Origin of the sequence: Corynebacterium ciconiae DSM 44920 (genome assembly GCF_030440575.1) — a bacterium.
Taxonomy (GTDB): Bacteria; Actinomycetota; Actinomycetes; order Mycobacteriales; family Mycobacteriaceae; genus Corynebacterium; species Corynebacterium ciconiae.
Map to the genome: position 1 here is coordinate 677,323 of NZ_CP047189.1, position 13,981 is coordinate 691,303.

At 64.1% G+C, this 13,981-nt stretch carries 11 protein-coding genes; 3 read left to right on the forward strand and 8 right to left on the reverse strand.

What is annotated here, in order from left to right; genetic code table 11:
• Positions 1–18 precede the first annotated feature (18 nt).
• Both CCICO_RS02955 and CCICO_RS02960 read right to left on the reverse strand, forming a co-directional pair.
• Positions 19–966 carry an ABC transporter permease gene (locus CCICO_RS02955; RefSeq protein ID WP_018018978.1) on the reverse strand — a complete coding sequence of 316 codons (948 nt, stop codon included), beginning with the start codon at positions 964–966 and terminating at the stop codon, positions 19–21.
• The gene (locus tag CCICO_RS02960) at positions 966–2,534 is read right to left on the reverse strand and encodes an ABC transporter substrate-binding protein (RefSeq protein ID WP_018018979.1); all 1,569 of its coding nucleotides are present in this window, start codon (positions 2,532–2,534) and stop codon (positions 966–968) included. Before CCICO_RS02960 ends, CCICO_RS02955 begins: the two co-directional genes overlap by 1 nt.
• A gap of 106 nt (positions 2,535–2,640) precedes the next feature.
• Between CCICO_RS02960 and CCICO_RS02965 the strand changes: the two genes are divergently transcribed.
• On the forward strand, positions 2,641–3,219 hold the full coding sequence (locus tag CCICO_RS02965) for a hypothetical protein (RefSeq protein WP_018018980.1): 579 nt from the start codon (positions 2,641–2,643) through the stop codon (positions 3,217–3,219).
• On the opposite strand, the gene brnQ is transcribed toward CCICO_RS02965, so the two are convergent.
• Complete coding sequence (gene brnQ, locus CCICO_RS02970) at positions 3,216–4,589, reverse strand: branched-chain amino acid transport system II carrier protein (RefSeq protein ID WP_018018981.1); 1,374 nt, start codon at positions 4,587–4,589, stop codon at positions 3,216–3,218. The two genes, CCICO_RS02965 and brnQ, sit on opposite strands and share 4 nt — an antisense overlap.
• Before the next feature lie 61 nt (positions 4,590–4,650).
• The gene (locus tag CCICO_RS02975; protein ID WP_018018982.1) at positions 4,651–5,826 is read right to left on the reverse strand and encodes a MalY/PatB family protein; all 1,176 of its coding nucleotides are present in this window, start codon (positions 5,824–5,826) and stop codon (positions 4,651–4,653) included.
• Positions 5,827–5,881: 55 nt separating this feature from the next.
• Between CCICO_RS02975 and idi the strand changes: the two genes are divergently transcribed.
• Positions 5,882–6,433, forward strand: coding sequence for an isopentenyl-diphosphate Delta-isomerase (gene idi / locus CCICO_RS02980; RefSeq protein ID WP_026161323.1), 552 nt, complete (start codon positions 5,882–5,884; stop codon positions 6,431–6,433).
• Here the strand turns inward: idi and CCICO_RS02985 are convergent, their stop codons facing one another.
• From CCICO_RS02985 to CCICO_RS03000, 4 genes are all read right to left on the reverse strand, one after another.
• Positions 6,434–7,642, reverse strand: a complete 1,209-nt coding sequence (locus CCICO_RS02985) for a phosphotransferase (RefSeq protein ID WP_018018984.1) — start codon at positions 7,640–7,642, stop codon at positions 6,434–6,436.
• Between the two features lie 9 nt (positions 7,643–7,651).
• Positions 7,652–9,421: a maltose alpha-D-glucosyltransferase gene (gene treS, locus CCICO_RS02990; RefSeq protein ID WP_018018985.1), complete on the reverse strand. Its 1,770-nt coding sequence runs from the start codon at positions 9,419–9,421 to the stop codon at positions 7,652–7,654.
• A 49-nt stretch (positions 9,422–9,470) separates the two neighbouring features.
• On the reverse strand, positions 9,471–10,196 hold the full coding sequence (locus CCICO_RS02995; protein WP_018018986.1) for a DUF2786 domain-containing protein: 726 nt from the start codon (positions 10,194–10,196) through the stop codon (positions 9,471–9,473).
• Between the two features lie 167 nt (positions 10,197–10,363).
• Positions 10,364–11,788 (reverse strand): carboxylesterase family protein, encoded by a 1,425-nt coding sequence (locus tag CCICO_RS03000; protein ID WP_018018987.1) that lies wholly within the window; start codon positions 11,786–11,788, stop codon positions 10,364–10,366.
• A gap of 120 nt (positions 11,789–11,908) precedes the next feature.
• On the opposite strand from CCICO_RS03000, the gene CCICO_RS03005 reads away from it, so the two are divergent.
• Positions 11,909–13,975: a M3 family metallopeptidase gene (locus CCICO_RS03005; RefSeq protein WP_018018988.1), complete on the forward strand. Its 2,067-nt coding sequence runs from the start codon at positions 11,909–11,911 to the stop codon at positions 13,973–13,975.
• Positions 13,976–13,981 lie beyond the last annotated feature (6 nt).

Consider the following 13,981-nt stretch of genomic DNA (forward strand, 5'->3'; position numbering starts at 1 on the left):
CTTTTCTTCCTTTAAGTCTCAGTGTCCGGCGCGCAGGCGCGGATCGAGCAGGCTATAGGATACGTCGACAAGCAAGGTGGTGAGCAGGACAATCAGCACCAACAGCATTACGACGGATTGCACGGCGGTGAGATCGCGGCCGGTGACCGCGTCGAGCAGATAACTGCCCACCCCGGGTAGTACGAAGACGCGCTCGATCACGACCGCGCCCACGATCAGGGCCGCCATCTGCAGCCCGGTCACGGTGACCACCGGCAGCGCGGCGTTGCGCAGGCCGTGGGCGCGCATCGCCTGCCACACTGTCATGCCCTTGGCTAAGGCAGTGCGCATGAAGTCCTGGTGCAGCACGTCGAGCACTGCAGAGCGCACATAGCGGGTCATGATGGCCGCCTGCACGCTGGCAAGCGCCAAGGTGGGCAGAATAAGCCGGGCAATAAAGCCGGTGGGATCGGCCCCGGGTGGAACCCAGCCATTGGCGGGAAGCACCCCCCAGCGCACGGAGACCACGCTCACCAGCAGGATGCCGGCGAGGAAGCTCGGTAGTGCCACCCCCACTTGGCTCATCGCCGTGATGGCTACTCCATCTGGGCGGTGGCGTCGAATAGCTGCCCACATTCCCAGCGGCACAGCGATCGCTAGGGCCAGCGCCATAGACGTGCCCATGAGGATCAGGCTCACCTGGAGACGGTCCCACACGATGGGGGTGATGTCCTCGCCGGATTGCATGGATACTCCCCAGTGGCCGCTGAGCAGCCCGCCCATCCACGTCGCGTATTGCGCAATGAGGGGTCGGTCGGTGCCGAGCTCGGCCTGCTTCTGCCGAATGAGATCATCGGTGGCATTGACTCCTAGGGCAATGGCCGCTGGGTCGCCTGGGATCAATCGGAGCAGGACGAAGATCACCACGGAGGCCACCAGGGCGGTGAGGGTGAAGCGGGCGGCGGCGCGCGCCAGCAATCGGGGCATCAGCTGTGCTCCTTTGCTGCATTGTCGGTGCGGTGGATCGTGGCTAGCTCGAGGCCTTCGGTGATGCGCTCCGCTCGAACGCCCGTGATATCGCGGTCACTGACCACAATATTGGGGAAGTTGAACAAGGTGTCCGCACCGGCTTCGGCCATGATCTGATCCACGGCCTCTTTCATATAGCGCACCTGTTCGTCCTCGCTGCCCCGATCGGCCTGGGCGAGTAACTCGTGCACCGTAGGGGAGTCGAAGCCGAGGTAGTAGTCGGGGTTGCCGAAGAGCTGGGGGATATCGCGGGGCTCGATGTGCATGACAAGCGAGATGTCATAATCCTGCTGCTTCATCACCTCGTTCAGCCACACCGCCGGAAACTCGGTGGAGCGGATGGAGACATCGAGGCCGATATCGCGCAGCTGCGATACCACGATCTCGCTCGCGGCCACGGCATAGGGCAGCGAGGGCACGGAGAAGACCACCTGATTATTGCTTTCATCGATGCCCGCCTCGTCCAGCAGCTGCCGGGCTCGCTCGGGGTCGAAAGGGTAGCGAGTGGAAGGCTCGTACCACGGGTCGGTGGGCGGCACCGGCGCGCCGCCGGTATCGATGCCGTGGCCATCCCAGGCAGTATCGATCACCGCCTGGCGGTCGATGCCGTACATCACCGCTTGGCGCACCCGAACATCATCGAAGGGGGCGCGGTTATTGTTCATCGATAGCAGCACCTCGCCGGTGGTGGATCCCACCTCCACGGTGTAGCGCTCGGGGTCGAAGGTGTGCAGCAGCCCGGGCGATTGCATGGAATAGACCACATCCACATCGCCGGAGCGCAGCGCGTTGGTGGCGGCCACCGCGTCCGCGAAGTAGCGGATGGCGGCGCCCTCATTGAGCGGGGCCGGGCCCCAATAATCCTCGCGCGCCCGGAAAGACAGCGAATGCCCGAGCGCAAAATGACGCACCTCATAGGGGCCGGTGCCCACCGGGGCGGTGGCGAGGGTGTCCATGGCCGAGGGAGTCATCATTGCCCCCACCAACGTGGCCATATCCCACAGCCACTGCCGGGAGGGAGCCATCAAGCGCACAGAGACCTCGGTGGGGCTGTGTACGTTCACGGACTCGACGATGTCCATCTTCTTTTTCAGCCCATTGCTCCACGCATCGGAGCGCACGCGGTCGATGGAAAACTTCACCGTCTCGGCGGTGAAGGCATCACCATTAGAAAAACGGACATCATCGCGCAGCTGGAAGGTGTAGACCAACCCCTGCTCACTCACCTGCCAAGAGGTGGCCAGCCACGGCACGATCTCGCCGTGCTCATCGATGCGCACCAGGGTTTCGTACACATTGCTCATGAGCGCATCGGGTATCGCCGCGCCCGAGTTGGTGGTGAAGTCCAGCGACACCGGGGCGGTGGAGGTGGCCACCACAATATCGCCCGCCCCAGCTACCCGACCCACCTGCACCGCGGTGGAGCCGGCGCTGCAGCCACTCATGCCTACGGCGAGGGCCGTGGCCACCACGGCAGTCCGGCGAGCGGTGCGGGCACGCCGCACGCGGCGAGAGGGGAGATTCATACTTGCACAGGCTAGTCGCCCCTGAGTTCTTCCTAAGAATGAGGGGTTCGCTGCAGTCGCGGGTCGTAGCACGGCGAGCGTGGGCGGGCTGCCTAGAATGATCTCCATGACTGAGGCGGGACAGAGAAACCGGGACCAAGGCATCAGCGTGGTGCGCATAAGCGGCGCGGCGATCCTACGCTCCAAGACCACCGCCGTGTGCGTCGTCTCTGTACTGGTCTTCGGCCTCATCGGCGCGGCCTTGGTGGGCGCCTGGGCCTCAGAAACCCACGAAACACTGCGCACCCTCTATGGGGTGGCGGCCGCCCTGCCCATCGTGGGGGTGATCATCGCGCTGCTGCAATTTTGCCGTTTCGTGCTTCACGCCCGCACCCGCCGGCTCATCGTGGGCCGCATGATCACCATCCCCGCCACGGGGGTGAGCTTTCATCGCGATCAACTGCGCCGCATCGACATTTGGTCAGAGCAGCGCGCCGGGGTGATCACGACCTTCATGACTCTGGTGCCGGAGCACATCGAGCAGCGGGTAGATGCGCACAGCCTCGCCCACGGGGTGCCCGCACAGCTGCGGGACTATTGCGTGCGCCTGCCGCTGGGCACCCGTCCCACGGCCTATGAGCTGGCCGATAACCTGCGCGAGAGCTCCCCGGCTCTCGAGGTGAACAAGATCGGCAAGATCGCCTAGGCCGCAGCCGGGGTCTTTCGGGTTGCGGGAGCGTGATCGAGGATGAGTCCTACCACGATGAGCCCGATAACCGGCAGCAGCCAGCCGAGCTGCTGCTCATGCATGGGCGACCAGCCAATGAGACTCTCGATGCGTGCGCTGGCTACTCCCACCGAGGACAGTGAGGCCAGCAGTGACCACACCACCGCACCCCACACGCCGAGGCGAAAGGTGTAGTACAGGCGGCGCTGCCACAGCGGCGCGAGCAGGGTAATGGCCACCAGGGTGATGGCCGGCGGATAGAGGAATCCGATGATCGGCCCGGCGATCGCCAACACCGACTGCAGCCCCACGGTGGAGACCGCGAAGGAGACCAGGGTGAACACCAGCACCCACTGCTGGTAGCTCACGGCCGGCAGCAGGCGGTGAAAGAAGCCGGAGGTGGAGCCGATCAGCCCCGCGGCAGTGCCGATGCAGGCCAGCAGCACCACCGATCCGAAGAGCACTCGGCCTGGCTGGCCCATGGTGGCGTAGGCGATATCGGTGAGGATGGCGGCACCGTCCTCGTACTGCTCCGGATGAGGCACGACTCGGCCCACCAGCCCGAGAGCGATGTAGACGGCACCGAGTAGCGCCCCAGCGCCGATTGCGGCGATGATCGCAGCCCGTCGCAGGCCCATGCCACCGCCGGCGCCGATGCCCTTTTCCCGCAGTGCGGAGATCACCACGATGCCAAAAGCGAGAGCAGCCACCGAGTCCATGGTCAAATAGCCCTCGATCAGGCCGGTGGGCCCGGGGTGCTCGGCGAATTTCTCCGCGGCCGCAGCCCCAGTGGGCTCCAGCTGGCGCAGGGCCATGAGCACCATGAGCGCCAGCAGGACCAGCAGCACGGGGGTGAGCCACTTGCCAATACGATCGATCAACCCGGTTTCGCGGTAGCACATCAGCCACACCACCAGGAAGTACACCGCGCAAAAGGCCACGGTGCTCGCCTGGGAGTCCACTCCGAACACGGGGGAGAAGGCGGTGGAGTAGCTCACCACCGCGGTGCGGGGCACGGCGTAGAACGCGCCGATGGAGAGGTAGATGAGCACCGGGAAGACGACGCCAAAGAAGCGGCCCGCCTGGCGCGAGAGGTCAAGCACATCCTCGCCGGAGAGCACGACCGCGATCATCGATACCACCGGCAGTGCCACCCCGGCGGCGAGGAAGCCGAGGATCGCGGGAACAAAGTGGGTGCCGGCCTGGGCGCCCAGAATGGGCGGGAAGATGAGGTTGCCGGCGCCAAAGAACATGGAGAAGAGCATGAGCGTCGCCGTGGTGAGGGTGGCGAACACTGCCGTCGACTGCACAGCGGGGGACTGGGCAGCCGAGCGAGCGGAATCAGACATCTGCGAAGGGCTTTCTAGACACAATGTGACATATCGTCACAGCAGCCTAGCAGTAGTGGTCCTACCACTCGTTCTTCGGAGCGAGTGGCGTGCCCAAGGTCACGTCCGCCCCGCGCAGGGCGTCTACGAAGCGCTCAAGATTCTCCGGCGAGGTGGCAAAGTTCAGCCGGGCACAGGAGGCAAAGCGTCCCGCGGGGGCAAAGCCCAACCCGTCGTTGAGCACCGCTCCACAGTGATGCTGCACAGCCGCCGCGGCGGACGACTCTGCGGCGAAGGGAGTGTCGCTGAAGTCGAGCCACATGAGATAGGTGGCCTCTGGGGTGCTGGTGCGTAGCCCCGCGACCGCATCGGGGAGAGCCTGGAGGAGATAGTCGCGGTTGCGCCGCAGCAGGGCGAGCTGCTCATCCAGATAGTCGGTGGAGGCGGTGTAGGCAGCGGCCGCTCCGACGAGGCCGAGCGTGGAAAAACCGCCGGTCACTAATGGACCGGCGGTGTGAAACGCCTGCTGGTGCTCGGGGTTGGTGAAATACATTTGGGCGCATTTCAACCCAGCGATATTCCACGCCTTCGAGGTGGCGGTGGCAGTCACACAGACTCGACGCGCGTTCTCGCTCACCGAGGCCACCGGCTCGTGGGGGCGCTCGTAGCAGATAGGGGCGTGGATTTCGTCAACGATCACGAGGATGCCGAGCTCCGCGGCGAGGTCAGTGAGCTGCACCAGACAATCGCGGCTATACATCACGCCCAAGGGATTGTGCGGGGAGCAGAGGATCAACACCCGTCCGCCACGGGCGTGGGCCTGGCGCAGCTGGTCGAGATCGGGCTGGGGATCGGCGTCGATACACAGCATCTCTCGGCCGGTGATGCGCGGCAGCTCTAGGAAGGGCATGTAGGCCGGAACGGGCACGATGATGGCGTCGTCCGGCGAGCTGAGCAGTTCGATGGCCAGCTGCACCGAGCGCACCACATCGGAAGTGATCTCCACCTGCTCGGGGTCGGGTGCCCAGCCGTAGCGCCGACGGTAGAAGGACGCCATTGCTTCTTTCACACAGTCGACATGGATGGGATAGCCGAAGGCTTCGCGTTCTACCGCCTGTCGCAGTGCGGCGGTGACTTCCGGATGGGTGGAGAAGTCGGATTCGGCGATCCACAGGGGCAGCAGTGCGGGGTCATAGGCATTCCACTTTTGGGTGCCTCGGCGGCGCAGCGTCTCGTTATCGAGGAAGTGACAATCCATGGACCCATTGTGCATGGCTACGATCACCCCTGCCCACCCGCTATGGTGGATCAGTATGAACGCCTGCGAACGCGTCGTGGTGCTCGATAGCAACAATCAGCCGATCGGCACCGCTGTGAAATCCGAGGTCCACACCACCGACACCCCGTATCATTTGGCCTTTTCCTGCTATGTGCTCAGCGATAAAGGTGACGTGCTGTTGACCCGCCGCGCATTAAGCAAAGCCACGTGGCCGGGGGTATGGACCAATAGTTTCTGCGGGCATCCCGGCCCTGGCGAGGAGATTCCGGCGGCGATTAGGCGGCGCGCCCAGCAGGAGTTGGGTCTCGAGGGGCTCTATGGCATCGAGGAGGTGCTGCCCACCTACTCCTACCGCGCGGTGGATTCTAGCGGCATCGTGGAGCATGAATTCTGCCCCGTCTACATTGCGCGTATCGACGCCACCTCCACGCCCCAGCCCGCCACAACCGAGGTGGATTCCTTCGGCTGGGCCACCCCCGCAGAGCTGGCCGCCGCGGTGGATGCCACCGGTTTTGCATTCAGCCCGTGGATGGTGGACCAGCTGAGGCACCGGCGGCTGCGCGAGGCGCTCGGCTGCCTCCGTTAGCTAGCGCACAATCGCGTTGACCGCGCCGAGCGGAAGCCACATCCAATCGGGGCGGTTATTCGCCTCGTAGGCCACCTCGTAGAGCGCCTTGTCCAGCACGAAGGCATCGAGGATATCGAAATTCGCCTGGGTGCTGTGGTCGAATCGGTAGCCGTCCAGCAGCGAGGCGGTGGCCGTATCGCACCACATGTGGCGGGACTCGGAGGTGCCGGCCTGCTCGAAATTGGCGGCATAGTCGATGGATCGGATGAGCCCAGCCACATCGCGAAGGGGGCTGTCCATGCGCCGCCGCTCCGCGAGGGGACGAGCGGGTTCGCCCTCGAAGTCGATGAGGATGTATTTCTCGCCCTGCTTGAGGGTTTGGCCCAAGTGGAGATCGCCGTGGACGCGCTGCACCGGAACCTCATGTTCGTGCAGCCGCTGGTACACCGCCCGGGCCTGCTCGGCGTAGGGCTCGAGATCCGGCACTTGGGCGAGGACATCCTCCAGTCGGGTGCTAAGAGCCCGCGCCACCGTAGAACCGGGCACTGTCTCGGCGCCGAAATGGCGGGCCAGCAGCTGGTGCACCTCGGCGGTGGCTACCCCGAGGTTACGGGCGGAGTCGGAAAAGTCCGCACCCTGGCGCACCGCGGCGAGAGCATCGGCCCAGCCGTCGCTGGCCTCGGGCACGAAGTCCTGCACCATGCCGGTGATCATGGTCTCGCCCTCGATCTCGTGGGTGAGATAGCCCCGCAATGGGGCGATGTGCCCGCAATGATGTTCCGACAGCCCTGCCAGCAGCTCCACATCGGGGTTGATGCCGCCGGCGAGTTTGCGGAAGAACTTCACGATCACCTTCTCGCCGAAGATGATGGAGGTATTGGATTGCTCGCCCTCGATCACCCTGCCGAGAGCCCCGTCCGGCGGCAGCGGCTGGGTGGCCCCAGGCACGGTGTGGACCTGGCCGCCGCCGGGCAGAGAGTCGGTGGTGATGAGCTCACCCATGCGGGCCGCGATGGCCGGCTGGGCAAGAACGTCGGTGTTGGTACCGTCGAGAAGCAACTGATACAGATCGGAGCCGCTCGCTCGGTGTACCCGCGCCACCACCCATCTGGCGTCGTCGCTACCGCTCAGCGGGGCGGTGTGGACCACCTCGATATCGGTGATGGCCTCTGATTTTGCGCCGTAGAAGCGCTGGGAGGCCAGCATGGTTGCGAGTGCGGAATCCATGATCAGCTCCTAAGCGTCGGGATCAGTGAGTTCGAACCAGAAGAAACCGTGCGGGGCCAGGGTAACGACCCACGGCTCGTCGGTGATCTCCGGGAAGTGTTCGCCACCGCTGAGCTCCACGGGGATGCGGCCGGCGAACTCGGAGAGGTCCAAGGACACGGCCTGCGGGCGGCGCGACATGTTATTCACGCACAGCAGCGTCTCCTTCTCATCACGCAGCAGGTAGCTGAGGATGGCAAAGTTTTTTGCCGGCACCTCGGTGAACTCGCCGAAACCGAAGGCCGAGTGCTGCTTGCGGGTGTGGATCAGATTGCGGGTCCAGTGCAGCAGCGAATTCTCGCCGGCCATCTGGGCCTCCACATTCAGGGCATCGTAGCCATACTGGGCGTTTTGGATCACCGGCAAGTAGAGGCGCTCCGGATCGGCCTTGGAGAAGCCGCCATTGCGGTCGCTGCTCCACTGCATCGGGGTACGCACGCCGTCGCGGTCGCCGAGCCAGATGTTATCGCCCATGCCGATCTCATCGCCGTAGTACAGCACCGGGGATCCGGGCAGCGAGAGCAAAAGCCCGGTGAAGAGCTCCAGCTGGTTGCGGTCGCCCTCCAGCAGCGGCGCGAGACGGCGGCGGATACCCACATTCGCCTTCATGCGCGGCTCCTTGGCGAACTGCTCGTACATGAAGGCGCGTTCCTCGTCCGTCACCATCTCGAGGGTCAGCTCATCGTGGTTGCGCAGGAAGATGCCCCACTGCGCCGAAGACGGAATGGAAGGGGTGTCCTTGAGGATCTCGGAGATGGGGCGGCGCGATTCGCGGCGCACTGCCATAAAGATGCGCGGCATGAGCGGGAAGTGGAATGCCATGTGGCACTCATCGCCCTCCACCGGCTCGCCAAAGTACTCCACTACATCGGCCGGCCACTGATTGGCCTCGGCCAGCAGCACCCGTCCTGGGTACTCCTGGTCGATCACCTCGCGGCAGCGCTTGAGGAACTCGTGGGTCTTGGGCAGGTTCTCGCAGTTGGTGCCCTCTTCCTCGAAGAGATAGGGCACCGCATCAAGGCGGAAACCATCAAGGCCCAGATCCAGCCAGAAGCGCAGAACATCCAGCATGGCTTCCTGAACCTCGGGGTTTTCATAGTTGAGGTCCGGCTGGTGAGAGAAGAAACGGTGCCAGTAGTACTGCTGGCGCTCCGGATCCCAGCTCCAGTTGGAGGTTTCGGTATCCACGAAGATGATGCGGGCATCGGCATACTTCTTGTCCGAATCGCTCCACACGTAGAAGTCGCCATAGGGCCCCTCTGGATCCTTACGGGACTCGATAAACCAAGGGTGCTGGTCAGAGGTGTGGTTCATCACCAAGTCGGTGATGATGCGAATACCGCGCTTGTGGGCTTGGTCCACTAGCTCCACGAAATCATCCACGGTGCCGAACTCGGGCAGCACCTCGCGGAAGTTGCGGATATCGTAGCCGCCATCGCGCAGCGGGGAATCGTAGAAGGGCGGAAGCCAGAGGCAATCCACGCCCAACCACTCCAAATAATCCAGCTTCGAGATCAGACCCTGCAGGTCGCCGGAGCCGGAATTTGTGGAGTCATGGAAGGCGCGAACAAGCACCTCATAAAACACGGCTTCCTTATACCACCCTGGCTCGAGGCTGTTCTCGGCCATCTTCGGGGTGGCGTAGTCCTCTGAGGAGGGTTCTACAACATAGCCTTCCGCGTCGACTTCCGGTTCGGCGGCGGGCTCGTGGTGTGCGAGTTTCAACGGGTCTTCTGCCATATAGACCAGATTAGAGAAAACTCCCGCCGCGCGCGGCAGCTCCCCCTGCTTAACCTTCGAGGGCCGCCCGCCGACTCATGCGATACTGGCCGATATCGGTCACGGTGGCCTCATTCACGCCCCGGGAATAAGCACCTGGGGCGAAGGTGCGTCCCTCGCCGCTGCGGGTGTTGAGCGGGGTGTCGCCGATAAACTCGGCGCGGGCCTGGCGGGCCAGGGAGGCATCGTCGATAAGCGCTAAACCGTAGGCAGCGGAGGTATCGGCGGCTCCGTGCTCGGCCTCCTCCAGCCGAGTGGAGATCATGGTGATAAAACCACGCATGAAGCTGCGCCTGAGCGTGACCGTGGAGTGATACAGCCCGCGGTGATAATCCTGGCGCAGCTCCCAGGCGCGGGCCAGCATGATCGGGTTAATGAGCGTATAGAGCGTAGATACCCGCTCGAGGTGTCGGGCGCGGCCGAACACCACGGCCTCGCCCACCTTGGTGGAGCGGTAGGTGGAGTAAACAAAGCCTTCGCAGTGCAAGCAACGGGCGATCGCCATCAACAGCGTGCTTTGCATATCTGTATAGGACCCGCCGAAGTGAATATGCATGTGGGTAACGGCATCGCCTGGATCGTCCCCGCCGAGATCCCGCTCGTCGAGTTCGTAGTGGGCCATGAGCTCGAAGGCCTTGGCAAAGTAGGTATCGCCCTCATCGGTGCCGGCGCGATCACACGCCTGTGCGAGAACCTTACGGATCTTGTCTTTGATGGATGTCAGTGAGCTGGCCATGGATGTCTCCTTCAGAATTGTGGCGGTGGCGCCTGCCTCACAGGCACCAGGTATCCGCAGCCTAGAAGCTCCATGAACGCGAAGGAGCCCATCCTGAAGAAAACCGGCCCAGGCTGTGCATAGCCCCATTTTCTATCCACAGCCCCACAGTGGCCCGTGCCGGCCAGCTACTCCCACGCCTCGCGCCGAGCGGGGCCGCGCTGTTTCACCGGCAAACGAAAATGCACCCGCACCCCGTAGAGCGGATCGGTGACTACCTGCGGCGGCGCGCCCGGATCGGCCAAGGAGAGCGACAACGCTGCGCGGTTGCCGCGGCCTGGTTCGTGGGCGGGCCACTCCGGGCGCTCGTTTCGGGCAAAACCGAGAAGCAGCTGGTGCATCTGCCGTGCCCGCGGGGCCAGCCGCTCCGGATCCGTGCCGGCGAAGGTGGCCACCATGGGGGAGGGGTGATTCAGCACGTCGAAGGCGAGTAGTAAATCCACGCAGTGCAACGCCGGGCGGTCCCGCTCGGCCTCCCCACCCAGCTGCACCAGCCACGTCGAGCCCTGCTGTCGTTCGGTCACGGCCTGCACCCAGCGGGTAATCGAGGCATCGGAGATAAACCGTCGCGCCACTTGGCCGGGATAGTGGGTAGCCACCCAGTGTAGATAGCTACGGGTGCTGTGCAGGAGGAACCGGCTCGCCAACAGTCGCACTCCCATACCCACCAGCCAGGGGGCGTTTTCATCGAGCCACGCCGCGGTGGGCTCGAGATACATTTCGTGCTCGGTGTAGGTGAGCAGAATATCCACATCCGCTAGCTCCCCGGGGATGAAAGGATAGGGGCCAACCGCCGGCCCATAGAAGTAGCGTCGCCGCAGCGAGGCATAGGCCTTCGCCAGCTTGGCCGGCTTGCGTTCGGCCACCTTATTGAGCGAGGTTTGGGTGATCGGCGCGCCGAGAGCACTGCGCAGCCAGCCGCGCCGGGCATAAAAGTCTTGCGGCGGAAAGCCCGGCGACATTGCCACCAGCCGTCGAAACGTGCCGGTGTAGTGGTCGCGCCGGGCCAGCCACAGGGCGATGCCCGCCCCAGCGGATTGGCCCACCAGGGTGACATTGGTGGGATCCCCGCCGAAGGATTCGATGCAGCGCTGGATCCAGTCCAATCCCATCTGCACGTCGCTGACCCCGCGATAGGCGAAGTCTTCGTCGGCGCGAAATTGGGCGAATCCTTCCAAGCGCATGCGATAACCGATCGACACCACGATCGCCCCCGAGTGGGCGAAGGCATGGGAGCGGTACCACGAGCCGTCATAGTGGTCGGATTCGTAGCGGCCGCCGTGCACGAAGGCGATCACGGGCAGATCCTTGGGCACCCCGTGCCCGGCGCGCGGCAGGGCGGAGACGGGAGCGATCACGCTGAGCCCCACCTCGCGTTGGCGTGGCGTGGTGGCATCGATAACCTCGCTGGTGGCGGCGGCACGCTCGGGGAAGTCGAAAGGCTGTGCATAGTGCACGTGGGGGATGCCGCAAAACTCGGCCACCCCGTCCTCGTAGACCCTCCCGCGGATGGTGCCCACAGGGCTCGGCACGGTGATCGTGTTCTCACTCATGGGTGTTTATGCTATCGCAGGCAACACTACTTTCCCCAAGAAAACAGTGGAGCATGCTTATCGACGCCACCTCTCCTGCCGCGCGATCCTTATTGACACTCTTCGCTACTATTGGCGGCTATGACGTCTACCACTGAGAGTAACCCCCTGTTGTCCCCGTTCACTCTGGATTACCAGTTGCCGGACTTTGCCGCCATCCGCTTTGAGCACTTCCGCCCTGCATTCACCGAGGCTATGCGTCGTCACGATGAGGAGATTAGCGAGATTCTCAGCAATGAGGGCTGGGAAGATGTGGTGGAGCGTCTCGAGGCCTCGGGCCGCGACCTTGCCCGAGTGGAATCGGTGTTTTTCAACCTCTGCAATACTGACGCCACGGAGGAGATGCTGGAGCTCGCTGCCGAGCTGGCCCCAGAGCTTGCCGCCCACAGTGATGCCATCATTCAGAACACGCAGCTCTATGAGCTGGTGCGTGATGCCGAGGTGCCGGAGGGTGAGGAATCCCGCCGCCTGCACGAGTACTACCTGCGCCTGTTCAAGCGTTCCGGTGCCACCTTGGATGAGGAGAAGAAGGCCGAGCTCGCCGAGCTGAACCGTGAGCTCTCCTCACTGTCGGAGCGTTTCGGCTCCCAGCTGCTCACCGATACCCAGAAGCTTGCGGTGGAGTTTGACTCCGAAGAGGATCTTGCGGGGCTGTCGGCCTCTGCGATCGCCTCGGCGCGCCAAGAATCCGGCACCTATGTGCTGCACTTGGATCTGCCCAGCGTCCAGTCGGTGCAATCGCAGCTCGAGCGGGCCGAATCGCGGCGCCGCGTCTACGAGGCTTCGCTGGCCCGCGGCGTGGAATCCAACACTCCGGTGGCGGTGCGCATGGCGCAGCTGCGCGCTCGCAAGGCCGAGCTGCTCGGCTACCGCACTCACGCCGAGCTGGTGGTGGAGGAGGAAACCGCGCCGGATACCGCCGCGGTGTGGAGCCTACTCAAGGATCTCGCCCCGGCTGCTTCCGCCAATGCGCACGGCGAATACAAGCGCATCCACGATGTGGCTGGGGGCGAGGAGATTAGCGCCGCCGACTGGCCCTATTGGGAGAACAAGCTGCGCGAGCAGGATTACGCCTTGGATGAGTCTCGCCTGCGCGAGTACTTCCCGCTGCGCAGCGTGGTGGAAAAGGGCGTGTTCTTCGCCGCCGAGCGGCTCTATGGCATCACGGTGCATCAGCGCGAGGATCTACGCGGCTACCACGAGGATGTGGACGTGTGGGAGGTGCGCGACGGAGATGGCACCGGCATCGGCCTGCTGCTCACCGATTACTATGCCCGCCCCTCCAAGCGCGGCGGCGCCTGGATGTCGGGCTTCGTTGAGCAGTCGGAACTGCTCGGCACCAAGCCGGTGGTCATCAATGTTCTCAACATCACCAAGCCCGCCGATGGCTCCGAGGCGCTGCTTAGCCTGGGCGAGGTGACCACCCTCTTCCACGAGTTCGGCCACGGCCTGCACGGGCTGCTGTCGGATGTGCGCTACCCGAGCTTCTCGGGTGCTAACGTGCCGCGCGACTATGTGGAGTTTCCCTCCCAAATCAACGAGAACTGGGCCCTGGAGCCCGAGGTGCTGCACAACTACGCCCGCCACCATGTCACCGGCGAGGTGATTCCCGCCGAGCTTATCGACGCCATCGAGGCCTCGCGCACCTTCGGCCAGGGCTTCGGCACCAGCGAATACCTCGGTGCTGCCATCATCGATTACGCCTGGCACAGCCTCACCGCCGCGGAGGCCGAGAAGATCGCCGCCACCCCAGAAGCTGTGGCCGAGTTCGAGCGCAACGCACTGGTGGATGCCGGGCTTGAGGTGGAGCACATTGCCCCGCGCTATCAAACCCGCTACTTCAACCACATTTTCGCCAGCGGCTACTCGGCGGGCTACTACTCCTATCTGTGGGCCGAGGCCCTCGATGCCGATGGCTTCGAATGGTTCAAGGAGGTCGGCGCCGCCAGTGGCTCTGCCCCCAACGATTCCGGCCCCGCCGGTGTGGACGCCGCCTCGGTGCGGGCGGCTGGGCAGCGCTTCCGCGAACTCGTGCTCTCGCGCGGTGCTTCCCGTGATTTCACCGAGGCCTTCGAGACGCTGCGTGGACGAGAGAAGGATCTCACGCCGCTGCTTCAGCGCCGCGGCCTAGCGGGTGCGACCCGCTAAACTAGC

What these genes read in the sequence shown, in the direction of transcription:
- CCICO_RS02975 (WP_018018982.1), bottom strand. Translation starts at nt 5,826, where the DNA reads ATGGATTGTCACTTCCTCGATAACGAGACGCTGCGCCGCCGAGGCACC.
- CCICO_RS03000 (WP_018018987.1), bottom strand. Translation starts at nt 11,788, where the DNA reads ATGAGTGAGAACACGATCACCGTGCCGAGCCCTGTGGGCACCATCCGC.
- treS (WP_018018985.1), bottom strand. Translation starts at nt 9,421, where the DNA reads ATGGCAGAAGACCCGTTGAAACTCGCACACCACGAGCCCGCCGCCGAA.
- CCICO_RS02965 (WP_018018980.1), top strand. Translation starts at nt 2,641, where the DNA reads ATGACTGAGGCGGGACAGAGAAACCGGGACCAAGGCATCAGCGTGGTG.
- idi (WP_026161323.1), top strand. Translation starts at nt 5,882, where the DNA reads ATGAACGCCTGCGAACGCGTCGTGGTGCTCGATAGCAACAATCAGCCG.
- CCICO_RS02955 (WP_018018978.1), bottom strand. Translation starts at nt 966, where the DNA reads ATGCCCCGATTGCTGGCGCGCGCCGCCGCCCGCTTCACCCTCACCGCC.
- CCICO_RS02985 (WP_018018984.1), bottom strand. Translation starts at nt 7,642, where the DNA reads ATGGATTCCGCACTCGCAACCATGCTGGCCTCCCAGCGCTTCTACGGC.
- CCICO_RS02995 (WP_018018986.1), bottom strand. Translation starts at nt 10,196, where the DNA reads ATGGCCAGCTCACTGACATCCATCAAAGACAAGATCCGTAAGGTTCTC.
- brnQ (WP_018018981.1), bottom strand. Translation starts at nt 4,589, where the DNA reads ATGTCTGATTCCGCTCGCTCGGCTGCCCAGTCCCCCGCTGTGCAGTCG.
- CCICO_RS02960 (WP_018018979.1), bottom strand. Translation starts at nt 2,534, where the DNA reads ATGAATCTCCCCTCTCGCCGCGTGCGGCGTGCCCGCACCGCTCGCCGG.
- CCICO_RS03005 (WP_018018988.1), top strand. Translation starts at nt 11,909, where the DNA reads ATGACGTCTACCACTGAGAGTAACCCCCTGTTGTCCCCGTTCACTCTG.